Source organism: Xanthomonas sp. NCPPB 901 (assembly GCF_056725085.1).
On the sequence record NZ_CM161511.1, the window covers coordinates 3249883 to 3271952 of the forward strand.

17 protein-coding genes and 1 tRNA gene are annotated in these 22070 nt (G+C 70.5%); 6 read left to right on the forward strand and 12 right to left on the reverse strand.

Annotated features, from left to right (window positions below):
- Nucleotides 1-221: 221 nt before the first annotated feature.
- Together mutY and AC1PME_RS13575 are read left to right on the forward strand one after the other, a co-directional pair.
- A complete protein-coding gene (gene mutY / locus AC1PME_RS13570) occupies nucleotides 222-1283 on the forward strand; it encodes an A/G-specific adenine glycosylase (protein ID WP_481096144.1) in 1062 nt (353 codons plus the stop codon).
- Between the two features lie 43 nt (nucleotides 1284-1326).
- Nucleotides 1327-1605 (forward strand): oxidative damage protection protein, encoded by a 279-nt coding sequence (locus AC1PME_RS13575; protein ID WP_254458514.1) that lies wholly within the window; start codon nucleotides 1327-1329, stop codon nucleotides 1603-1605.
- Nucleotides 1606-1939: 334 nt separating this feature from the next.
- On the opposite strand, the gene AC1PME_RS13580 is transcribed toward AC1PME_RS13575, so the two are convergent.
- The 3 genes from AC1PME_RS13580 to AC1PME_RS13590 form a co-directional block, all read right to left on the reverse strand.
- The gene (locus AC1PME_RS13580) at nucleotides 1940-2398 is read right to left on the reverse strand and encodes a DUF6491 family protein (protein WP_254458515.1); all 459 of its coding nucleotides are present in this window, start codon (nucleotides 2396-2398) and stop codon (nucleotides 1940-1942) included.
- Between the two features lie 104 nt (nucleotides 2399-2502).
- Nucleotides 2503-3414: a M48 family metallopeptidase gene (locus tag AC1PME_RS13585; RefSeq protein WP_481096145.1), complete on the reverse strand. Its 912-nt coding sequence runs from the start codon at nucleotides 3412-3414 to the stop codon at nucleotides 2503-2505.
- 56 nt (nucleotides 3415-3470) lie between these two features.
- Nucleotides 3471-5342, reverse strand: a complete 1872-nt coding sequence (locus AC1PME_RS13590) for a formylglycine-generating enzyme family protein (protein ID WP_481098119.1) — start codon at nucleotides 5340-5342, stop codon at nucleotides 3471-3473.
- 139 nt (nucleotides 5343-5481) lie between these two features.
- Between AC1PME_RS13590 and rnd the strand changes: the two genes are divergently transcribed.
- A complete protein-coding gene (gene rnd, locus AC1PME_RS13595) occupies nucleotides 5482-6567 on the forward strand; it encodes a ribonuclease D (protein ID WP_481096146.1) in 1086 nt (361 codons plus the stop codon).
- Between the two features lie 105 nt (nucleotides 6568-6672).
- Here the strand turns inward: rnd and AC1PME_RS13600 are convergent, their stop codons facing one another.
- A complete protein-coding gene (locus tag AC1PME_RS13600; protein ID WP_017917624.1) occupies nucleotides 6673-7077 on the reverse strand; it encodes an H-NS histone family protein in 405 nt (134 codons plus the stop codon).
- 229 nt (nucleotides 7078-7306) lie between these two features.
- Here AC1PME_RS13600 and AC1PME_RS13605 point away from each other — a divergent pair.
- Nucleotides 7307-7382 (forward strand) — tRNA-Ala (locus AC1PME_RS13605).
- 328 nt (nucleotides 7383-7710) lie between these two features.
- On the opposite strand, the gene AC1PME_RS13610 is transcribed toward AC1PME_RS13605, so the two are convergent.
- The 6 genes from AC1PME_RS13610 to AC1PME_RS13635 all read right to left on the reverse strand — a co-directional run bounded on the left by AC1PME_RS13610 (nucleotide 7711) and on the right by AC1PME_RS13635 (nucleotide 16726).
- Nucleotides 7711-7893, reverse strand: a complete 183-nt coding sequence (locus tag AC1PME_RS13610; RefSeq protein WP_254458518.1) for a hypothetical protein — start codon at nucleotides 7891-7893, stop codon at nucleotides 7711-7713.
- An 85-nt stretch (nucleotides 7894-7978) separates the two neighbouring features.
- Nucleotides 7979-8500 (reverse strand): chemotaxis protein CheW, encoded by a 522-nt coding sequence (locus tag AC1PME_RS13615; RefSeq protein WP_254458519.1) that lies wholly within the window; start codon nucleotides 8498-8500, stop codon nucleotides 7979-7981.
- An 11-nt stretch (nucleotides 8501-8511) separates the two neighbouring features.
- The gene (locus AC1PME_RS13620; protein WP_254458520.1) at nucleotides 8512-10194 is read right to left on the reverse strand and encodes a methyl-accepting chemotaxis protein; all 1683 of its coding nucleotides are present in this window, start codon (nucleotides 10192-10194) and stop codon (nucleotides 8512-8514) included.
- Nucleotides 10195-10275: 81 nt separating this feature from the next.
- Entirely contained in the window at nucleotides 10276-11943 is a 1668-nt protein-coding gene (locus AC1PME_RS13625; protein ID WP_481096147.1) for a methyl-accepting chemotaxis protein, read from the reverse strand.
- Nucleotides 11944-12103: 160 nt separating this feature from the next.
- Nucleotides 12104-12370 carry a hypothetical protein gene (locus AC1PME_RS13630; RefSeq protein ID WP_481096148.1) on the reverse strand — a complete coding sequence of 89 codons (267 nt, stop codon included), beginning with the start codon at nucleotides 12368-12370 and terminating at the stop codon, nucleotides 12104-12106.
- Nucleotides 12371-12382: 12 nt separating this feature from the next.
- Complete coding sequence (locus AC1PME_RS13635; RefSeq protein ID WP_481096149.1) at nucleotides 12383-16726, reverse strand: DEAD/DEAH box helicase; 4344 nt, start codon at nucleotides 16724-16726, stop codon at nucleotides 12383-12385.
- A gap of 538 nt (nucleotides 16727-17264) precedes the next feature.
- On the opposite strand from AC1PME_RS13635, the gene AC1PME_RS13640 reads away from it, so the two are divergent.
- The gene (locus tag AC1PME_RS13640; protein ID WP_254458523.1) at nucleotides 17265-17585 is read left to right on the forward strand and encodes a DUF3175 domain-containing protein; all 321 of its coding nucleotides are present in this window, start codon (nucleotides 17265-17267) and stop codon (nucleotides 17583-17585) included.
- A gap of 108 nt (nucleotides 17586-17693) precedes the next feature.
- Nucleotides 17694-19037 (forward strand): sensor domain-containing phosphodiesterase, encoded by a 1344-nt coding sequence (locus AC1PME_RS13645; RefSeq protein WP_481096150.1) that lies wholly within the window; start codon nucleotides 17694-17696, stop codon nucleotides 19035-19037.
- A 365-nt stretch (nucleotides 19038-19402) separates the two neighbouring features.
- Here AC1PME_RS13645 and pnp read toward each other — a convergent pair whose 3' ends face one another.
- On the reverse strand, nucleotides 19403-21511 hold the full coding sequence (gene pnp, locus AC1PME_RS13650) for a polyribonucleotide nucleotidyltransferase (RefSeq protein WP_254458525.1): 2109 nt from the start codon (nucleotides 21509-21511) through the stop codon (nucleotides 19403-19405).
- Between the two features lie 163 nt (nucleotides 21512-21674).
- A complete protein-coding gene (gene rpsO, locus AC1PME_RS13655; protein ID WP_003467392.1) occupies nucleotides 21675-21935 on the reverse strand; it encodes a 30S ribosomal protein S15 in 261 nt (86 codons plus the stop codon).
- Nucleotides 21936-22070: the final 135 nt, after the last annotated feature.

The window sequence follows — 22070 nt, forward strand, 5'->3', positions numbered from 1 at the left end:
CTGGAGCGCCCGCGCCGCAAGCGCGGGCCGGGGCGCGGAGCGGGGGTTGGGGTGTAGGGTGCGGCGCGAAGCGTCTCGCGGAATCAAGTGCACTAGGCTTCGCGCGCACCCTCATCCGGCCCTTCGGGCCACCTTCTCCCGAGGGGAGAAGGAATAGCCCTCCCCTCATCCGCCCCTGCGGGGCACCTTCTCCCGTGGGGAGAAGGAACTTTGAAGCCAGCATGCGCCAGCCCTCTGACACCTTCCCCGCCCGCCTGCTCGCCTGGTTCGACCGCCACGGGCGCCACGACCTGCCCTGGCAGCATCCGCGCAGCCCGTACCGGGTGTGGCTGTCGGAAATCATGCTGCAGCAGACCCAGGTGGCGGTGGTCATCCCCTACTTCCTGCGCTTCCTGCAGCACTTCCCGACCCTGCCGGCGCTGGCCGCCGCCGACAACGACGCGGTGATGGCGCAATGGGCCGGGCTCGGCTACTACGCCCGCGCGCGCAACCTGCATGCCGCCGCCAAGCGCTGCGTGGAATTGCACGGCGGCGAGCTGCCGCGCGATTTCGAGGCCCTGCACGCGCTGCCCGGAATCGGCCGCAGCACCGCCGGCGCGATCCTCAGCCAGGCCTGGAACGACCGTTTCCCGATCCTCGACGGCAACGTCAAGCGCGTGCTGACCCGCTACCACGGCATCGCCGGCTACCCCGGCCTGCCGGCGGTGGAAAAGCCGCTGTGGGCGCTCGCGCAGTCGCATGTGGACGCCGTGCCCGACCGGCGCATGGCCGACTACACCCAGGCGCAGATGGATTTCGGCGCCACCCTGTGCACCCGCGCCAACCCCGCCTGCGTGCTGTGCCCGCTGCAGCACGACTGCGTGGCGCGCCGCGACGGCCTGGTCGAGGCGCTGCCCACGCCCAAGCCCGGCAAGACCCTGCCCGAGCGCGAGGCGCTGGCCCTGCTGCTGGAGAACGCCGCCGGCGAACTGCTGCTGCAGCGGCGCCCGCCGACCGGCATCTGGGCCTCGCTGTGGACCCTGCCGCAGGCCGACACCGACAGCGAACTGCGCGCCTGGTACGCGCGCTGGATGCGCGGGCGCGCCTACGACGACGCCGAAGCGCTGCCGCCGATCGTGCACACCTTCAGCCATTACCGCCTGCACCTGCAGCCGCTGCGCCTGCGCAAGGTCGCCATGGGCGATGCGCTGGGCGACAATGCCGACCTGCGCTGGGTGGCGCGCGCCGACCTGTCGACGCTGGGCCTGCCCGCACCGATCCGCAAACTGCTCGACGGCCTCTAGCGCGCACCGGCGCGCGGCGCCGCGCGCATCGCCAGGAATTGCCATGTCCCGCACCGTCTTCTGCCAGTACCAGCAACGCGACGCCGAAGGGCTCGACTACGTGCCGTATCCCGGCGAGCTCGGCAAGCGCGTGTTCGCGCACATCGGCAAGGCCGGCTGGCAGGCGTGGCTGGCGCACCAGACCATGCTGATCAACGAGAACCGGCTGTCGCCGCGCGACCCCAAGCACCGCGCGTTCCTGGAAGCGGAACTGGAGAAGTTCCTGTTCCAGGGCGGCGCCGCCAAGCCCGACGGCTACGTGGCGCCCGACCAGGCGCCCTGAGCGGCGGCGCCGCGTCGTCGCGTCGCGCGCGCACACCACCGACCACGCACTTCGTCAGCATCACGCCATCGCGCAGGAGCGGCTTCAGGGCACCTCAATAACGCCGGGACGCGTCCTGTGGGAGCGGCTTCAGCCACGACGGGCGTTACCGCTAAGCCCGTCGCGGCTGAAGCCGCGCCTACGCGTGCGCCCTGCGGCTATCAGGGCGTGCCGCACATTTTCCGCCACACCTAACGCACCAGGCTGCAACCCGTAGCGCCAGGGAGCGGCGGCGCAACCCCGCACTCGCCCCGCCGCCCCGCCGCCTAGCGAATCCCAAATCCCGAATCCCGGCTCAGCCCCCAGGCACCTGCTGCGCCCGCTCCTGCACCTTCGCCTCGCGCAGTTCCTTCTCCGAGGCACGCAGTGCCTTGACGTCGAGCGGGCGGATGCTGTCGATGCGGCACGGCAGGCGAATCGCGCCGGGGCCGCCGCCGAGCACCAGCACGTCGTCGAACTTCGCCGAGACCTGGCTGCCGAAATGGGTGATGGCGATGCTGGGCGCGAAATCCAGGTCCTGGCAGGGGCCGGCGAACTCCAGCAGATAGGCCTGGTTCGGACGCGTCCACACCGCCAGCGCGCTGTCGCCGAGCGCGGTCCAGCCGTTGAGTTGGTTGAAGTACTGGAAGTCGCGCACCGGCGCACCGGCGTGGGCGCGATACAGGGCCAGGCGCTCGTCGTCGCTGAGCCGGTTGGTGGCGCAGCCGCCCAGTGCGGCCGTGGCGAAGAGAGCGGACAGCAGCAGGCGTTTCATGGCAGTGCTCCTGATGGTATGGAACGCATCATGCGCCCGCCGCCGCGCACGCGCGCATGGACGCGCGCGCGGCGTTCAGCGACAAGGCAGCCAGGCGCGGACCGTCACTGCGCGGTGCTGCGCGCCGATTCGCAGAAGCGTTGCCGGTACTCCAGCGCCTTGGGCATCAGCGCCTGCAGGTTCTGGATGCGGGTGCCCGGATTGGGATGGGTCGAGGCGAACTCCGGCGGCGCCTGGCCGCCGCTGCTGGCGCTCATCCGCTGCCACAGCGGCACCGCCTCGCGCGGGTCGAAACAGGCCGCCGCGGCCAGCATCAGGCCCACTTCGTCGGCCTGGGTCTCGTGACTGCGCGCGTATGGCAGCAGGTAGCCGTAGCCCATCGCCGCCATCGCCATCTGCTGCTGTTGCGGGTCCAGGCCGCCGGCGGCGCCGGCCATCTGCCCGATCTGGGTCAGCTTCTGCTGGGCCATGCGCTGCGCGCCATGCCGCAGCAGCGCATGCGCGATCTCGTGGCCCATCACCACCGCCATCGCATCGGCATTGCCGGCGACCGGGAACAGGCCGGTGTAGACCGCCATCTTGCCGCCGGGCAGGCAGAACGCGTTGGCCTGCTCGGACGGAATCACGTTGACGTCCCAGTCGAAACTGCGCGCGGCGTGCTGCGCCTGCATGCCGTGTTCGGCGGCCAGCGCGTCCTCGACCACGTTAACCTTGGCGATCAGCCGCTGCGCGATCGCGCGCACCTGCTGCGCCTGCGGCGCCTGCGGGTCCAGCGGCCGTTCCTGCGCCAGGATCTCGCGATAGGCCTGCAGACCCAGCGCCTTCTCGTCCTCCACGTTCAACGAGCGGTCGATCAGCACCCGCTCGCCGGTATACGGATCCTCGCTGCGGTTGGAGAACCAGTAGTACCCGGCATAGACCGCAAAGCCCAGCAGCACCAGCCAGCGCACCCCGCCCAACGGCCCGCGGCGGCCGCCTCCCGGTTCGCCGCCCTGGCGGCCGAAGACCTCGTTCATCCCGTTCCCCTCGCTGACTGGTGAGGCAATCTAGCGTCGGCACCGACTTGGCGGCGTCAAATGCCGCGCACCAGGCGGAACCCGACGCGCGCGCTGGTGCTGTCCGAATCCTGCATCAGCCGCCATGCCGCGCGGGTCTGTTCCGGCGCGTTGGCCCAGTTGCCGCCGCGCACCACCCGCGAGCGGCAGCCCGGGTTGTACCAGGCCGCGCCGTCGGCCGGCGCGCGGCGGTAGCTGGCATGCCAGCAGTCGGCGACCCACTCGCTGAGGTTGCCGGCCATGTCGTGCAGGCCCCAGGCATTGGCGGAAAAACTGGCGACCGGGGCCGGGCCCCAGAATCCGTCGGTGTAGCCGACGAAGGCGTTGCGCCAGTGCCGGCCGCTGGGCGAGACATCGCCGCCGCCGGTGAAGTTGCCGCTGCCGCGCGGCGGCGTGCCGGCGTTGCCCCAGGGATAGCGGCCGCGGCTGCCGGCGCGCAGGGCGTACTCGAACTCGGCCTCGCTGGGCAGCCGGTAGTGCCGCCCGGTCTGCTGCGACAGCCAGGCCGCGTAGGCTTCGGCGTCGCGCACGCTGACGTGCATTACCGGGCTGTTCGGCGCGGCGCGCGCGCCCTGGTAGTCCGACTGCCAGTCCACCCCGTTGCGGCGCACGAAGTTGCCGCTGCGCTCGTCGTAGACGGTGGAATGGCCGCGCCGGGTGGCGCGCGGACGCGCCTTGGTCGCCTCCACGAAGCGGCGGAACTCGGCCACGGTGACCTCGGTGATCGACATGGCGAAACCGCGGTCGAAGCGCACGTAGTGCTGCGGCATCTCCGCCGGCGAGGCGCCGGGCTCGCTCTCGGCCGCGCCCATGCGGAAGCCGCCGTGCGGCACCACGATCATCTGCGGGCCGCGGCCGCCGTCGCGCATGCCGTCGGTGAACACCTGGCCGGGGCGGAAACTGCCGTAGTGGGTGGCCAGGTCGATGCGTTCGCGCAGCATCGCCGCCACCGGATCGCCGGGATCGGCGATGCGCAGCACATCGCCCAGGCGCTCGCGCGCCGACTTCAACCCGGCCGGCGTGACCAGATCGCGCAGGCCGGCATCGCGCAGGGCGGCGATGCGCGCCACGCGCACCTGCTCCACGCGCGCGCGCGCGTCGCGCACCGTGGGCGCGTCCTCGCGCACCCGCGCCGCGCGCGCCAGCCAGCTGCCGGCCGCGGCGAAATCCGAGGCCGCCGCAGCCGCCTCGGCGCGGCGGATCAACGCGCTCTCCACCGCCGCCACGCCCTGCCGCGCGCGCGCATCGTCGGCATCCAGCAGCAGCGCCTCGCGAAAATTGGCCAGCGCGCCGTTGCCGTCCTCGCCCAGGCGGCCGCCGCGCAGGTCGTCCTCGCCGGCGCGGTTGTAGGCCAGCACGCGCGAGGCGGTCTCCACCCGCTGCTGCAGGCGCCGCACCGCCGGGTCTTCGGCATCCAGCCACAGCGCCACCATCGCGATGCGCGCGGCCTGCTCGAGCGTGCGCTCGGAGAGTTCCGGATCGCCCAGCGCCTGCGCGCCGAGCTGCAGCAGGCGCCGCCGCGCCTTGCGCAGGCCGTCCTGCGCGACGCGATCGTGCGGTGCGAGGCTGCGGATCGCCAGGTACAACGGAATCGCCGACTGCGCATCGGCGAACAGACGGTCCTCGGCCAGCGCGCGCGCCGCCTGGCGCCGCGCCTGCGGCAGGCCGCTGCGGGTCAAGACCGGCAACGGCGGCTGCCAGCGCGCCACGGTCTCGGCCGCGTCCTCGCCGCCGATGGTCACGCTGGGCGCCTGCACCGGTTTGGCCGGCGCCGGCGCGCGTGCGGCGGCGGCCTTGGGCACGGAGGCTTTGGGCGCGGCGTCGGCCGGCGGCGCGGGCGGCTGCCGTGCGCAGCCGGCCAGCAACGCCGCCAGCACGGTCCAGACCATCACAACGCCGCTGCTGCGCACCCTTCCTCCGAATCATGGCCCTGGCGACGCCGTCCCGCCCGGCGCGCCGTGCGGCCGGCGGAGCGACGTTAGGCTATTCTCGCCTGCCTGAGCAAACCCTGCATTCGACGGAAATCACGTGCCATATTGGATCAAGCAACCTGCCGAGCTGAGCGAGCGGCTGGCGCAGCGCCCGGCCCGCATCGGCCTGGATACCGAATTCGTCCGCGAGCGGACCTACTGGCCGCAACTGGCGCTGGTGCAGATGGCGGTGGGCGGCGAGATCCTGCTGATCGACCCGCTGATCCCGGGCATGCCGCAGGCGCTGGCGCCGTGGCTGAGCGACCCGGACATCCTCAAGATCATGCACAGCGCCAGCGAAGACCTGGTCGCCTTCAAGTGCGCCTGCGGCACCTTGCCGCGGCCGCTGTTCGACACCCAGATCGCCGCCGGCCTGGCCGGACTCGGCGCCGGCATGGGCTACCAGAAGCTGGTGCTGGAGATCACCGGCGTGCACCTGGCCAAGGGCGAGACCCGCTCGGACTGGCTGCGCCGCCCGCTGTCGCCGGCGCAACTGGAGTACGCCGCCGACGACGTCCGCCATCTGTTCGCAATGCACGACGCGCTGCAGACGCGGCTGCAGGCCCTGGACCGCAGCGCCTGGCTGCACGAGGACGGCGAGCGCCTGCTCGGCACCGTCGAGCAGGACGACGGCGAGCGCTGGCCGCACCTGGGCATGCGCTCGGCGCAGTTCATGGACCGCCCCGCGCAGCTGCGCCTGCTGCGCCTGTTGCGCTGGCGCGACGCGCAGGCCCGGCACAGCGACAAGCCGCGCAGCTGGATCCTGGACAACGAACTGGCCGCCACCCTGGCGCGGTTTCCGCCGGACGACCGGCAGGCGCTGCTGGCGCTGTTCGACAAGCACCCCAAGGCGCCACGCAAGCTCAGCGATGCGCTGTGGCAGGCGCTGACCACGCCGCTGGCCGACGAGGCCGACGCGCCGCTGGCGCTGGCCGCCAGCGACGACAACAAGGCGGCGCTGAAGCGGCTGCAGGACGCGGTGGCCGCGCGCAGCGCCGAACTCGGCCTGCCCGACGGCCTGCTGGCCTCGCGCAAGCACCTGGAAGCCCTGCTGGAAAGCGCGCAGTGGCCGCAGCCGCTGGCGGGCTGGCGCCGGCGCGAACTGGAACCGCGGCTGCAGCCGCTGCTGGGCGGCGCACGCTGAAGGCGCGCGGCCGAATCGCTGCGGCTGCCGCCGCACGCCGCGCGCCTCCATAAAAACGCGCGCCCATGAAAAAAGGCCAGGAATCCCTGGCCTTTTTTCGTCTGCTCAGTACTTGAACAGCGGGAACTTCAGGTCCGGATGCCGCGCCTTCCATTCGTTGTAGGCGGCGGTGCCTTCCCAGGCCGCGAAGGCCTTGGGCGTGCGGCCGCGGCCGGACCAGGTTTCGCCGGTGTGCGGCAACTGGTACTTCGGCTTGACCTCGCTGCGGCCGCCGGCGGACTTGCTGCTGGCCGGCTTGGACGCCGCGCTGGTCACGTAGGCGGCGATCTCGTTGCGCTGCTTGGCGCTGAAGAACTCGGCGAACTGCTCCAGCAGCGACAGCACGTTGGCATGCGCGGCATTGGTTTCGCCCTCGCGCGCCTGCCGTTCCTGCTCTTCCAGCTTGCGCATTTCTTCCTGCAGCTTGGCCTTGGCTTCGGCGATCTGTTGCAAGTTGCGAACTTCCGTCATGTTGAAAAGACCCGTATCTGTAAAAAGTGTTTGAAGCGGACGGAATATTTCATCCGGGACGAAATCGCCTGAGGCGGGATTTCGGCCGCCGAGTATATCGGCTCCATGCCGACACTGTAGACAACAGGGCGGTCGCACATGGCATCGGCCCGATCGGCGGCGCGCGGCGGAGTTGCACTGCCCCCCTTGGCACGCGGCCCCGCGCCCAGTTACACTATGCGTCTGATGTGGGGCGGTAGCTCAGCTGGGAGAGCGTCGCGTTCGCAATGCGAAGGTCGAGGGTTCGATCCCCTTCCGCTCCACCATCTTGCAAACGAGGTCAGGAAGCCACCAGGCTCTCTGGCCTTTTTTGTTGGCGGCGCGCCAGGATCCGCGCGGCCCTGCGTGTGGCGTGGTGCCGTGCGAGCGCGGCAACCTCACCCAGCCGTTGCCGCAATCTGGCCGACTCGATCGCGTGGAAGCCTGGCTGGCATGTCCCGCCGCCCGTGCAGGAGTCCCCAGCGCCAGGGCGTGCCGACCACGTAGCCATCGCCTGCCGCCGCGCCGCATGCGCGATACCGCCGACGGCACGCGGCCAACATCCCTATCGCTCGGACGCTGGCGCCGCCGCGCCCGCGTCCCCGCGGCGGCCCCTCAGCCCTTGTCGTCCTGCGCGATCTCGCCGTGGCCGGAACGCGGGCCGCGCTCGTGCGCGTCACGCAGTTTCTGGTCCTCCAGGCCGGGCCGCTGCTTGGCGGTGTCGTCCTGGGCACGGTCCTGCTGGCCCTCGTGGATGCCCTGCTGCTTGCCGGACTCGGTGGTCTCGTTGTTCGCCATGGTGTGCACCTCGCTGGGGCGGATGCCCGTGCTTCACCACCCTAGCGAGGCCGCCGTGATGCACGGATCACGGCGTGACAGGACGTTACGCTGCCAACGCCGGTACGCCGGATTCGGCGATGTCGTCGCTGCGCAGCAGCCGCGCGCGATCCAGCAGGATCACCAGCCGATCCTCCAGCTTGCCCATGCCCTGCAGCAGATCGCGGCGGATGTCGCTGCCGAAGGCCGGCGGCGCCTCGATCTGCTGCGGCGACAGCTCCAGCACCTCGTTGACCGCGTCCACCAGCAGGCCGAAGGACTGCGCGCCGCCGCCCTCGTCGGTGGCGCCGGTAGCGATGACGATGCAACTGCGCCGGGTGACCTGGCTGGGCGCGCGACCAAGCCGCGACTGCAGGTCCACCACCGGCACCACCGCGCCACGCAGGTTGATCACCCCGCGCACGCAGGCCGGCATGGTCGGCACCGGGGTGGGCGGACGGTACTCGATGATCTCGTGGATGCCGGCGATGTTGAGCCCGAACAGGTCGCGATCCAGTTGGAAGGTCAGGAACTGCAAGGCGCCCTGCGGCGCGTGCTCGGCCACGCTCTCGTAACGATCGTTGTACATGCGCTTCCCCTTCAGAAGTTGACGAACTGGCCTTCGTCCGGCGCATCCGCCAGCGTGTAGGCCGGAACCGGGCGTGCCCGCGGGCGCAGGCCCTTGCCGGCGCTGCGCACCGGCCGCGTGGCGGCCGGCCTGGGCGCCGCCGGCGCGGCGCGGCGTGGCCCGGCCACGTCCTGTTCGCGGCTGAGGCGGAAGAAGGCCATCGCCTGCTGCAGCGATTCGGCCTGGGTGCTCATCTGCTCGGCGGTCGCCGCCAGTTGCTCGGAGGCCGCGGCATTCTGCTGCGTGGCCTGGCTAAGCTGGGCCACCGCCAGGTTGATCTGGGTGACGCCGGAGGACTGCTCCTGCGAAGCGGCCGCGATCTCCTGCACCAGGTCCGAGGTCTTCTTGATGCTGGGCACGATGGTGCCGAGCAGGTTGCCGGCGCGATCGGCCAGGCCCACGCTGCTGGCGGCGACCTCGCCGATCTCCTGCGCCGCCACCTGGCTGCGCTCGGCCAGCTTGCGCACCTCGGCGGCGACCACGGCGAAGCCCTTGCCGTGTTCGCCGGCGCGCGCGGCCTCGATCGCCGCGTTCAGCGCCAACAGGTTGGTCTGGTAGGCGATGTCGTCGATGATGCCGATCTTCTGCGCGATCTGCTTCATCGCGTGGGTGGAGGCCAGCACCGCCTCGCCGCCCTCCACCGCCTCCTTCGCCGCCTGCGCCGACATGCCCTCGGTGACCTTGGCGTTGTCGGTGTTCTGCGCGATCGACGCGGTCATCTGCTCCAGCGAGGCGCTGGTCTCCTCCACGCCGGAGGCCTGCTCGGTGGCGGCCTGGCTCAGCGATTGCGCGGTGGCGCTGACTTCCTCGGACGAACCGGCCAGCGACTGCGCGCCGGCATTGACCTCGCCCACCACCTCCGCCAGGCGCTCCACCATCGCTTGCAGCGCCACCATCGCGCTGGTGCTGTCGTTGGCGCGGGTCGGCACCTGCACGGTGAGATCGCCACGCGCGATCCGCGAGGCGACTTCCATCACCGTGCTCGGCTCGCCGCCGAGTTCGCGCATCAGCGAGCGCGCGATCAGGAAACCGATCAGCGAGGCGCACAGCGCCGCGACCAGGCTGCCCGCGATCAGGGTGAGGTTGGTGCGCTGCTGCAATTGCTCGGCCTCGGCGGCGCGCACCGCCAGCAATTCGCTTTCGGCGCGGCGCACTTCGGCCATGCGATCGCGCATCGCATCCATGTAGGCCTTGCCCTTGGAGGCGCGCACCGCGGCGCTCAGCGCTTCCATCGTCGCCTGGCCGCTGTTGACGTTCTGGCGCAGCGCGATCTGCGGATGCACCGCCTGGCTGAGCCACTGCGCCTGGGTCTGCTTCAGCGCGTTCAGGCGCTCCTGCTGCTTGGGATTGTCCGCGGTCAGTTCCTGCGCCGTGCGCAGGTGGCTGTCGAAGCTGGCGACGCCGTCGCGGTAGGGCTGCAGGAACGCATCCTCGCCGGTCAGCGAGAAGCCGCGCGTGCCGGTCTCGATGTTGATCAGGCTGCTGAGCGCGGCATCGACTTCGGCGATCACCTTGTAGGTGTGGGTGTTCCAGTAGTTGGCCTGCGACAACGCCGACACGTTGAAGTAGGCGACGCCGGCCAGGGCCAGCAGGATGCACAGGACCACGGCGAAGCCGCCGTAGAGTTTGGTTGCGATCTTGAGATTCTTGAACACGGCACTCTCCCGACGATGGGGCAGTTGTGACAACGACAGCGACATGGAGCGGCGGCGCGACCGGCGCCGCCACGGAAAGGATCAGGCGTGGCCCAGCAGCGCGTCGCTGCGGTCGTGATTGCCTGCACCGGCACGGCGCGCGACGGCCGATGGCGCACGCGCCGCCCAGCGCGTGCCAGCCGTGCGCAACGGCAGCGACGCCTCGTGTTCATCCAGCATCTGCGTGGCGCGGCGCGCGCCGGCGGACAACTGGAAGAAGGCCATGCTGTCCTGCAGTTGCACGGCCTGCGTGCTCATCGATTCGGCGGTCGCGGCCAGCTCTTCGGAGGCGGTGGCGTTCTGCTGGGTGATCTGGCTCAGCTGCACCACCGCCGCGTTGATCTGGGTGACGCCGGAGGACTGCTCCTGCGAGGCGGCGGCGATTTCCTGCACCAGGTCCGAGGTCTTCCTGATGCTGGGCACGATGGTCTCCAGCAGCTGACCGGCGCGTTCGGCCAGTTCCACGCTGGAGCCGGCGACCTCGCCGATCTCCTGCGCGGCCACCTGGCTGCGCTCGGCCAGCTTGCGCACTTCCGCGGCGACCACGGCAAAGCCCTTGCCGTGCTCGCCGGCGCGCGCGGCCTCGATCGCCGCGTTCAACGCCAGCAGGTTGGTCTGGTAGGCGATGTCGTCGATGATGCCGATCTTGTGCGCGATCTGCTTCATCGCCGCCACCGTGGCCACCACCGCCTCGCCGCCTTCCAGGGTCTCGCGGGCCGCCTGCGCGGCCATGCCGTCGGTGATCTTGGCGTTGTCGGTGTTCTGCGCGATCGAGGCGGTCATCTGCTCCAGCGAAGCGCTGGTCTCTTCCACGCCGGCAGCCTGCTCGGTCGAGGCCTGGCTCAAGGACTGCGCGGTGGCGCTGACTTCTTCCGACGCGCCTGCGAGGCTCTGCGCACTGGCGTTGACCTCGCCGACCACCTGCTGCAGCTTGGCGACCATGCGCTGCATCGCCAGCAGCAACTGCGCGGTCTCGTCGCGGCCGCGCACGTCGATCGACATGCTCAGGTCGCCCGCGGACAGCGCATTGGCCACGCCGACCGCCTTGCCGATCGGCCGGGTCACGCTGCGGCTGATGAACACGCCCAGGCCCACGCCGAGCAGCACGCCGCCGATCACGATGGCCAGCATGGTGCGGGTGCTGCTGGCGTAGATCTCGTCGGTGGCGGTGTTGGCCTTGGACGCATTCGCCTCCTTGATTTCGCTCAGTTCCGACATCAGCGCGTCCAGTTCGTCGGAGCTGCTGCGCACGCTCTTCGACAGTTCCGCGAGCTGCGCATTGCCTTCCGGCAGCGGCTCGCGCATCACCGAGTCGACGAACTGGCCGCGCCGCTCCAGGTAGGTCTTCCAGACCTGGTCGAAGCGCGCCAGCTTGGCCTGCGTCGCCGGCTCGTCCAGCGACGCCCTGGCCTTGCCCATGTGCTCGACCACGTTGGCGGTGTACTTGTCGAGATTGGCCACGTGCTTGGCCCGATCTTCCGCCGTGCTGGCCAACTGCAGATTGAGGCGCGCGCGACCGGCATTGAGCAGATTGATGTTGGCCTCTTTCAGGTGCGACAGGCCGAGCAGTTCGCGCTCGTACAGCACCGTGGCGTAGTCGTTGATCCGGCCCGAATTGCGGATGCCGACCCAGCCGATGCAGGCGCCGATCGCCGCCACGATCAGGAACGCCACCGTCAGCCTGACCCCGATTTTCATATTGCCCAACATGATGTTCCCCAAGTTCTTCGTGTACGTCCGGTGGCGCCAGCAGCGCCTCCGGACCTGTTCCGCAGCGCCTCGCGGAGTGGACACACCCGCTCTGCTGCGAGCGAGGACGCTGCGCCGCAACGTCTGTGCGTGAGGGCTATCGGCGTCATTGACGGCGCCTTTAAAACGCGTGAAAACTGCGGAATTCCGCATAGCGCAGGCGCCGCGGCGGCGTTGCATGAATACGCAGCAGGCGTTGCGGCGCAGCACGCGAAGCGACGAAGAAGCACGCTTGGCGCATGCGGCGCGGATGCCGTAGTTGTTCTGCAATGGCAGAACGCCCCGGTCTTGCGCCGAGGACGATGTGGGATATCAACCCCGTTAATTTGTAGACAGAACGTGAAGCGACGCCGGCCCGCGCGCACTGGCGCTGCGCAGGCGCGCGCATGCGGCAGCGCCTTCACACAGTAGGCAGCGCCAGCGCTGTGCGCCGCTCCGCCGCCGTGCCACCACGCAGCAGCCGCTGCGCGAGCGCGCGCTCCTCGGCCCCCAGGTCCTGCAGCGGCTCGAAACGCTCGCCGACCCAGCTCGCCATCGGCACGCCGTCGCGGTACAGCACCCGCGCCCCCGCCACCCGCGGCACCCGCGTACCGGGCAACACGCTGCCGAGCAGATTGGCCGGATCGGCGGCGGCCACGCACAGCCAGCTGCCGTCGCCGGGCTGGCGGCGGAGTTGCCGCAGCAGGCCGATCGCCTCCGGCAGGGCGAACTGCTCGCCGGACAGGCCATCGATGAAGCGGCCACCGCGGATCTCGCCGCGCGCCTCCAGCCGTTGGTAGACCCGCAGCAGCTCGCGCCACGGCGGCAACCATGCCGCCTCGCGCTCGAGCAGGCGCCAGCAGACCACGCCGTAGCGGCGCAGCAGGGTGCGCGCGACGTGCTCGACCGCCTCGCTGCGCGCGGCCGGGTCGTCGGCCTCGCTACCGGCGCGCAGTACCGCCCAGCGCCCGGCGTCCTCGATGCCGCCGTACTGCGCCATCCGCGGCCGCCGCCGCGACAGCGCCGAGGGCCGCTTCGAGGCCGGCACCAGCAAGGCGCGCAGGCCGGCGTAGCTGTCGCAATGGACCCGGCCGGCGGCGACCAGTTCGGCCAGCGCCGCCTCCAGTTCGGTGGACAGCAGCCGGGTGGCCTCGGCGATCTCGTCGAAGAACGACGCGCCGTGCGCCTCGAGATGGTCGGCGACCTTGCGCGCGCGCGAGCCCAGCGCGCCGGCTTGCGGCGGTGGCGACAGCCGCGACCAATGCCCGGCGCTGCGCCGCGGCAGCAGCAGGATCGGCGTGCTGCGCAGCGTCGGCGCGGCGCCGCCGGCGCCGGGGCGCAGCCGCGTCCACAGCGTGCGTCCGGCGCTGCAGGCCTCGTCCAGCCACGCCGGGCGATAGTCGCGCACCCGCGCCGGCAACAATTCCGCCTCCCACAGCGGCGCCGCGGCCTCGACGCCCTCCAGTTGCGCCAGCACCGCGGCCAACGCGTCGGCGCCGGCGACCTGGCCCTGCGCATCCAGATGCTGCCAGCGGAACAGGAAGCGCGCGTAGTCGCGCGGCGCCACCGGCTCGATCTCGCGGCGCAGGCGGCCGAGGGTGTAGCGATGGATCCGCGCCAGCAGATGCCGCTCGCACCACTCCTCGCCATCGGCATCGGCGCTGAAACGCCCGCCCAGCACATAGCCGTCCTGTTGCAGCGCCAGCAGTCCGGCCTGCACCTCGCGCAGCGGCAGGTGCAGCGGCGCCGCCAGCGCGGCCGCGGTGACCGGCCCCAGCCCTGCCAGACGCCAGCGCAGCAGTTCGCGCAACGCGCTGTCGCGGTCCCAGTCGGCGACCGCATAGCCCTCGGGAATCGCGATCGCCGGCTGCGCGCCGGCCTGCGGGTACAGCGGCGCCACTGCCGCCAGCGCTTCGGCCGTCACCCACAGCGCCGCGGCCGCGCCATCGACGCCGTGCAGGCAGGTGGCGCGCGCGTCGCCGGCCAGTTCGCCTAACCATTGCTGCCACTGCGGCCGCGCGGCGGCCTCGTCCGCGCTCACCACACCGAGCGTGAGCAAGGCCTCGTGCATCTCGTCGCGACTGCGCGGCTGCGGCCAGGCCTCCTCGCGCACCGCGGCGATCGCCTGCGGGTCGAGTTGGCCGAGATCGTCGGCGCTGTCCGGATCCTGGTAGCGGCGGCTGTGCACCGCCTGGGTCCGCCGTTCCTCCAGCGGCGCGTCGTCGAGGAAGGCATAGGGCCGCGCATCCAGGGCCTCGGCCGCCAGCGGCGACGGCGCGGTCAGCTCGCGCGCCAGCACCCGCACCTGGCCGGCCTCGATGCCGCGCAGCAGTTGCAGCCAGCCGCCGCTGTCCATCGCCTCGTCCAGGCAATCGCGCAGGGTCTGCGCCACCAGCGGATGCTCGGGAATCTCGCGTTCGCCGACCAAATTCTCCGCGCACGCCACCTGGTCCGGGAACACCGTGGCCAGCAGGTCCTCCGACTTCATCCGCTGCAGTTGCGGGGCGACCTTGCGCCCGCCGGTGAAGCGCGGCAACGCCAGCGCGTTGGTGGCGTTCCAGCGCCAGCGCACGCCGAACAGCGGCGCATCCAGCAGCGCCTGCACCAGCACGTCCAGCGCCGAAGCGGCGCGCAGGTAGCGCGCCACCTCGTCCAGGGCGAAGCTGTGTCGGGTCGACAGCGACAGCACGATCGCGTCCTCGGTCGCCGCCGCCTGCAGCTCGAAATTGAAGGTGCGGCAGAAGCGCTTGCGCAGGGCCAGGCCCCAGGCGCGGTTGATGCGGCTGCCGTAGACGCTGTGGATCACCAGTTGCGTACCGCCTGTAGCGTCGAAGAAGCGCTCCAGCACGATGCACTGCTGGGTCGGCAAGGCGCCCAGCGCCGCATGCGCGCGGCCCAGGTAGTCGACGATCTGCTGCGCGGCGGCGGCGTCCAGCGCCAGCGGGCCGCACAGCCAGGCCAGCGCCTGCGCAGCCCCACCCTGCTCCAGCGCCTGCGCGACCTCGGCCCGCAGCCGCGACACCCCCAGCGACAACGCGTCGCTGCGCCCGGGCGCCTCGCCGATCCAGAACGGGATGTTGGGCGGCGCGCCGCGCGCATCCTCCACCCGCACCCGCCCCGCTTCCACGCGCAGGATGCGGTAGCTGGCGTTGCCGAGCTGGAACACGTCCCCGCCCAGGCTCTCCACCGCGAAATCCTCGTTGACCGTGCCGATGGTCTGCGCCTGCGGCTCCAGCACCACGCTGTAGTCGCCGGTCTCGGGGATGGTGCCGCCGGAGGTCAGTGCCGCCATCCGCGCGCCACGGCGCTGGCGCACGCGGCGATGCACCGCATCGCGATGCAGGTAGCCGGCGCGCGGCCCCAGCCGCGTGCTGAAGCCATCGCTGAGCATGCGCAGCACCGCATCGAACTGCGCGCGCGGCAGCGCCGCATACGGCCAGGCGCCACGCACCAGCGCGTACAGCGCGTCCTCCTCCCACTCCTGGCAAGCCACCTCGGCGACGAGCTGCTGGGCGAGCACGTCCAGCGGCGCATCGAGCATGCGCAGCGCGTCCAGTTCGCCGCGGTGCACGCAATCCAGCAAGGCCGCGCACTCGACCAGGTCGTCGCGCGACTGCGGAAACAGCCGCGCCTTCGGCGTGCCGCCCACCGCATGCCCGGAACGGCCGGCGCGCTGCAGGAACGCGGCGATCGAACGCGGCGAGCCGAGCTGGCAGACCAGGTCGACATCGCCGATGTCCAGGCCCAGTTCCAGCGAGGCGGTGGCCACCAGCACCTGCAGGTCGCCGGCCTTGAGCCGGCGCTCGGCGAGCAGCCGGGTCTCGCGTGCCAGGCTGCCGTGATGCGCCGCCACCGCCTGCACGCCGAGCAGTTCGCCCAGGTGCCGCGCGGTCCGCTCGGCCATGCGCCGGGTGTTGACGAACACCAGCGTGGTGCGGTGCGCGCGCACCAGCTCGGCCAGGCGCGCGTACGCCTGCTGCCATTGGTCGGCGGACATGGTCACGCTGAGCGGCGTCGGCGGCACCTCCAGCGCCAGGTCGCGGGCGCGCGCATAGCCGATGTCGACGATGGCGCAGTCGGCCTCGCCATCTCGCACCGCCGCGCTGCCGACCAGAAAGCGCGCGACCGCCGCGATCGGCTTCTGCGTCGCCGACAGGCCGATGCGCAACGGCGGTACCTCGCACAGGTGTTGCAGGCGCTGCAGCGACAGCGCCAGATGGCTGCCGCGCTTGTTCGCCGCCAGCGCATGGATCTCGTCGACGATCACCGTGCGCACATGCCGCAGCGATTCACGCCCGGACACCGATCCCAGCAACACGTACAGCGACTCCGGCGTGGTCACCAGCACATGCGGCGGCCGCCGCCGCGCCTGCGCGCGCTCGCGCTGCGGCGTGTCGCCGGTGCGCACCGCGGTGCGGATCTGCACATCCGGCAAGCCCAGCGCCGCCAGTTCGGCGCGGATGCCCTGCAGCGGCGCCTCGAGATTGAGCTGGATGTCGTTTGAAAGCGCTTTCAGCGGCGACACGTACAGCACCTGGGTGCGGTCCTGCAGTCCGCCGTCGCGCAAGCCCTCGCGCACCAGCGCATCCAGCGCGGCGAGGAATGCGGTCAGGGTCTTGCCGGAGCCGGTCGGCGCGGCGACCAGCGTGTGCCGTCCGGCCTGGATCGCCGGCCACGCACGCTCCTGCGCCGGCGTGGGCGCAGCGAAACGCCGCTCGAACCAACGTGCAACGGCGGGATGGAAACGCGTTTGCGCCAACGACATGCGATCTCCTGTGCCGCCGCCGCAACGAACGCGCGGCGCGCCGGCGATGCCACCTGTGCGCATTGTCCACGCGACTGTCTCGCGCCATGGCCTCGACGATGAAAATGGTGACGTTATCCCGACGATCAAGCACACCGCCACACGGCCGCTGTTTTTAAGGGGTTTTCCATTAAGCGTTCATCCGACGACACAATGTCTACCACGCGCTCCGCGCAGCGCGGTTATGTTGTCGAAGGCATCACGTATCCCAGCCTAGCGTTTGCGCATCACACGCAAGCTTCGCCTTTGGGAACGGAATGCGGCACGGCACCACCAGCGAACAACGGCATCGCCCATCACGCGCGCGGGACGCTGCACCACCCGCGCACGCGAATGCGGCGGCGCGCGTTCGCCTCCGCCTCCGTCTCCCTTCGATGTCGAACTGTCCTCGCCTTGCGGCGTGTGGCAGCGGTGGCGGCGGCATCCGCCACTGGGTCCTGCACTGCGGGACTGCGCATGCGTTGCACCTTCCACCCGCCATCGCCAAGGAGCATCACCAATGGCACAGAGCAGCCCTTACCGCTCTCACAACGACCTCAACCAGCACCGCAGCAGCGACCCGCAACCGTCGCTCGGCGTTGCGCCGAACGTGTTCGAAGGCCACGATCCAGCCGCCATCGCACGCGCGCTCAAGCAATCGGCCGACCTGCACGCACGCCGCCGCACGGGACCGTATCGTTCGGCCATGTCGATGCTGACCTTCTACATCAATCGCGCCGGCGACCAGTTGCCGGCGCAGCGCCGCCAGGTCCTGGAGCAGGCCAAGGACGAGTTGCGCAGCCTGTATGGCAAACCGCGCAAGGGCAGCGCCGGCGACTGAGCACGCGCGCTCGCGCAGCGTGATGGAGCGATCAGTTCCGCACGCTGCCCATGCCAGGCGCACGTCGCCCGATTGCCGTCCTCCGACGCAGTGCCACATGATGTGGACATGGCCAAGGCATCCGACATGTCGGACCTCATCCAGCACGCCGCCGTCGCGACACAGGACGACGCGGCGCTGCTGTCGCGCATCATCCTGGCGCAGGGCGAGATCGCCGCGGCCGGCGGCGATCCGCTGCAGGTGGTCGACGTGGTCACCCGCCGCGCGCAGGAGCTGACCCGCTCCAGCGGCGCGGTAGTGGAGATGTGCGACGGCAAGGACATGCTGTACTGGTCGGCCAGCGGCATCGCCGAGCGCCACCTCGGTCTGCGCCTGCCCAGCAACGGCAGCCTGTCCGGGCTGTGCATGCGCACCGGCCAGGTCTTGCGCTGCGACGATTCGGAAGAGGATCCGCGGGTCGATCGCGCGGCGTGCCGGCGCATCGGCCTGCGTTCGATGCTGGTGGTGCCGCTGCGCTACGGCGACCGCAGCATCGGCGTGCTCAAGGTGATGGCGCCGCAGCCGGGCGCGTACAGCGCGCAGGACGTGCGCACGCTGGAGCTGCTGGCGACCCTGGTCGGCGCGACGCTGGCGCTGGCGATGGACCGCGCCGCGCTGCAGACCGACATCACGCGCCGCCAGAACGCGGAAAAACACGCGTTCCGCGAGAAGGCGGCGATCGCCACGCGCATCCGCGAAACCGTCGCCGGGGCGCGCCTGCAGATCGTGACCCAACCGGTGCTGGCATTGCCCTCGCAGCGCATCGTCGGCGTGGAAGCACTGTCGCGCTTTCCCGCGCAGCCAGCGCTGCCGCCGCTGCGCTGGTTCGACGACGCCAGCCGGGTCGGGCTGGCGCTGGAGCTGGAACTGGCCGCCGCGCGCAAGGCGCTGGAGCTGCTGACGCAGTTGCCGGCGCCGCTGTACCTGGCGATCAACGTGTCCGCGCCGACGCTGCTGCATCCGCAACTGCAGGCGCTGCTGCACGGCCATGACCTGTCGCGGATCGTGCTGGAAATCACCGAGCAACTGCAGGCGCCGGACTATCCGCGCCTGTCCGAGTCCATCGGCCTGCTGCAGCGGCAGGGCCTGCGCATCGCCCTGGACGACGCGGGCACCGGCTTCGCCAGCCTGCGCCACCTGCTGCACCTGGCGCCGGACATCATCAAGCTGGACCTGACCCTGACCCGCGGCATCGACGCCGAGCCGCGCCGGCAGCGGCTGGCGATGGCGATCCTGTCCTTCGCCGCGGAAACCAACGCCGACGTGATCGTCGAAGGCATCGAGAGCCAGAGCGAACTGGCGACGCTGCAGGCGCTGGGCGCGCGCTACGGCCAGGGCTACCACCTCGCCCATCCCGGGCCGCTGTCGGCGCATCTGGCGCGCTATCCGGCGATCGGCGACGGCCTCGGCTGAGAACGTCCACCACAGGCGCGGCGCTTGTCCCCGGTGCGGGATCAGCCGCGACCCGATATCCCGATAGATCGCCATGCCAGCCCGGTCGCGGCTGAAGCCGCTCCTACGCAAGCGTGCGCTACGGGCAGAGTGACCATCTTCGTCGCCCCTAGGTCGCTGCCAGTACATCTGGAGACGTTCTCCAGCGATCGACGACGGCCTCGGCTGAGTCGCTGGCTCAAGCGCTCCATCATCCTGCGTAGGAGCGGCTTCAGCCGCGACAGGGCGTCACCGTTGACGCGCCGTCGCGGCCGACGCAAACGCCGGGCAAGAAAAAAGCGGGCCGAAGCCCGCTTTTTCCTGGAACGACGCTGGTAGCGTGCGGCTTATTCGGCCGACGCGCCCTCGCCTTCTTCCACGGCCTTCATCGACAGGCGGATGCGGCCCTGCTTGTCCACTTCCAGCACCTTGACCTTGACCACGTCGCCTTCCTTCAGCTTGTCGCCGACCTTCTCCACGCGCTCGCTGGAGATCTGCGAGACGTGCACCAGGCCGTCCTTGCCCGGCAGGATGGTCACGAACGCGCCGAAGTCCATGATCTTGGCGACCTTGCCTTCGTAGATGCGGCCCGGCTCGACGTCCGAGGTGATCTGCTCGATGCGCGACTTGGCGGCCTGCGCGGCGATCGCGTTGACCGAGGCGATGACGATGGTGCCGTCGTCCTGGATGTCGATCTGGGTGCCGGTTTCCTTGGTGATCGCCTGGATGGTCGAACCGCCCTTGCCGATCACTTCGCGGATCTTGTCCGGGTGGATCTTGATCGTCAGCAGGCGCGGCGCGTAGTCGCTCAGCTCCGCACGCGGGGTGGTCAGCGCGCTGGCCATCTCGCCGAGGATGTGCAGGCGGCCGGCCTTGGCCTGGGCCAGGGCCTGCTTCATGATCTCCTCGGTGATGCCTTCGATCTTGATGTCCATCTGCAGCGCGGACACGCCGTCGGCGGTACCGGCGACCTTGAAGTCCATGTCGCCCAGGTGATCTTCATCGCCCAGGATGTCCGACAGCACCACGAAGTCGTCGCCTTCCTTCACCAGGCCCATGGCGATACCGGCCACCGGCGCCTTCACCGGCACGCCGGCGTCCATCAGCGCCAGCGAGCTGCCGCACACCGAGGCCATCGACGAGGAACCGTTGGATTCGGTGATTTCCGAGACCACGCGGATGGTGTACGGGAACTCTTCCATCGTCGGCATCACCGCCAGTACGCCGCGCTTGGCGAGGCGGCCGTGGCCGATCTCGCGACGCTTGGGCGCGCCGAAGCGGCCGCACTCGCCCACCGAGTACGGAGGGAAGTTGTAGTGGAACAGGAAGTTTTCCTTGTACTCGCCGGAGACCGCGTCGATCACCTGGCCGTCGCGGGCGGTGCCCAGCGTGGTGACCACGATCGCCTGGGTCTCGCCGCGGGTGAACAGCGCCGAGCCGTGGGTGCGCGGCAGCACGCCGGCCTTCACGCTGATCGGGCGCACGGTGTCCAGCGCACGGCCGTCGATGCGCACCTTGGTGCTCAGCACCGAACCGCGCATGGTCTGGTATTCCAGCTCGCCGAATTCCTTGGCCAGGTCGGCGGCGACCCAGTTCTCGGCGGTGGCGCGCGGCGCCAGCTGCGCCAGCACGTCCTTCTTGATCGCGGCGATGGCGTCGCGGCGCTGCAGCTTGTCGCGCACCTGGAACGCGGCGGCCAGCTGATCGCCGACGGCTTCCTTCAGCGCGGCGATCATGGCTTCGTTCTTGGCCGGGGCGACCCAGTCGGACGGCTTGGTGCCGGCTTCGACGGTCAGCTCGTTGATCGCGTTGATGACCTTCTGCATCTCGCGGTGGCCGAAGGTGACCGCGCCCAGCATCACTTCTTCGGACAGCAGCGCGGCTTCGGACTCGACCATCAGCACGGCGTTGGCGGTACCGGCGACGACCAGCTCCAGCTGCGAGTCCTTCAGGTCCGACACGGTCGGGTTGAGGATGTACTCGCCGTTCTTGTAGCCGACCTTGGCGGCGCCGATCGGGCCCTTGAACGGGGTGCCGGCCAGCGACAGCGCGGCCGAGGCGCCGATCAGCGCGGCGATGTCGCCGTCGATGTCCGGGTTCATCGACATCACCGTGGCGATGATCTGCACTTCGTTCTTGTAATCCTCCGGGAACAGCGGACGGATCGGACGGTCGATCAGACGCGAAATCAGCGTCTCCTTCTCGGTCGCACGGCCCTCGCGCTTGAAGAAGCCGCCGGGGATGCGGCCGCCGGCGTAGAACTTCTCCTGATAGTCGACCGTCAGCGGGAAGAAGTCCTGACCTTCGCGCGCGCTCTTGGCGGCGACGGCGGTGACCAGCAGTACGGTGTCGTCCATCTTGACGATGACGGCGCCGCCGGCCTGGCGGGCGATCTCGCCGGTTTCGAGGGTGACGGTGTGCTTGCCGTACTGGAAGGTTTTGGTGATTTTTGCCACGGGGTTTCCTTGGATGATGCTATCTGCAAATGGACCGCTGACGGCCCATGCCGCTGGCGGGTGGCCGGGAGGATCCGGCCAGTGGCGCGGAGCGATCCCGGGCCACGGTACTACCCAAAACAAAACCGCGGCGCATCACTGCGCCGCGGTGGGGTTCGTTGACTCAGCGACGCAGGCCGAGCTTCTCGATCAGCGCCTTGTAGCGCTCGCCATCCTTCTTCTTCAGATAGTCGAGCAGGCTGCGGCGGCGGTTGACCATCTGCAGCAGGCCGCGGCGGCTGTGGTGGTCCTTCTTGTGGGTCTTGAAGTGACCGGTCAGCAGTTCGATGCGGGCGGTCAGCAGGGCGACCTGGACTTCCGGCGAACCGGTGTCGGCGGCGCCGCGCTTGTTTTCTTCGATGACTTTCTGGGTGTCGATGGACATGAGGTTTTCTCTAGAGATGCGGGGCCGGCAGGAACGTGCAGAGGACGCACCGCCTGGCTCGCCGATTGCGAAGGATTGCGCCGGAGCGCAGCGTGCCGGAAAGGCCGCGAAATTGTACCGGCCCCGGCCCGGGGG

Coding starts and splice junctions, on each gene's coding strand:
- mutY (WP_481096144.1), top strand. CDS start 222: ATGCGCCAGCCCTCTGACACCTTCCCCGCCCGCCTGCTCGCCTGGTTC.
- AC1PME_RS13575 (WP_254458514.1), top strand. CDS start 1,327: ATGTCCCGCACCGTCTTCTGCCAGTACCAGCAACGCGACGCCGAAGGG.
- AC1PME_RS13580 (WP_254458515.1), bottom strand. CDS start 2,398: ATGAAACGCCTGCTGCTGTCCGCTCTCTTCGCCACGGCCGCACTGGGC.
- AC1PME_RS13585 (WP_481096145.1), bottom strand. CDS start 3,414: ATGAACGAGGTCTTCGGCCGCCAGGGCGGCGAACCGGGAGGCGGCCGC.
- AC1PME_RS13590 (WP_481098119.1), bottom strand. CDS start 5,342: ATGGTCTGGACCGTGCTGGCGGCGTTGCTGGCCGGCTGCGCACGGCAG.
- AC1PME_RS13600 (WP_017917624.1), bottom strand. CDS start 7,077: ATGACGGAAGTTCGCAACTTGCAACAGATCGCCGAAGCCAAGGCCAAG.
- AC1PME_RS13610 (WP_254458518.1), bottom strand. CDS start 7,893: ATGGCGAACAACGAGACCACCGAGTCCGGCAAGCAGCAGGGCATCCAC.
- AC1PME_RS13615 (WP_254458519.1), bottom strand. CDS start 8,500: ATGTACAACGATCGTTACGAGAGCGTGGCCGAGCACGCGCCGCAGGGC.
- AC1PME_RS13625 (WP_481096147.1), bottom strand. CDS start 11,943: ATGTTGGGCAATATGAAAATCGGGGTCAGGCTGACGGTGGCGTTCCTG.
- AC1PME_RS13630 (WP_481096148.1), bottom strand. CDS start 12,370: ATGCGCGCGCCTGCGCAGCGCCAGTGCGCGCGGGCCGGCGTCGCTTCA.
- AC1PME_RS13635 (WP_481096149.1), bottom strand. CDS start 16,726: ATGTCGTTGGCGCAAACGCGTTTCCATCCCGCCGTTGCACGTTGGTTC.
- AC1PME_RS13640 (WP_254458523.1), top strand. CDS start 17,265: ATGGCACAGAGCAGCCCTTACCGCTCTCACAACGACCTCAACCAGCAC.
- AC1PME_RS13645 (WP_481096150.1), top strand. CDS start 17,694: ATGGCCAAGGCATCCGACATGTCGGACCTCATCCAGCACGCCGCCGTC.
- rpsO (WP_003467392.1), bottom strand. CDS start 21,935: ATGTCCATCGACACCCAGAAAGTCATCGAAGAAAACAAGCGCGGCGCC.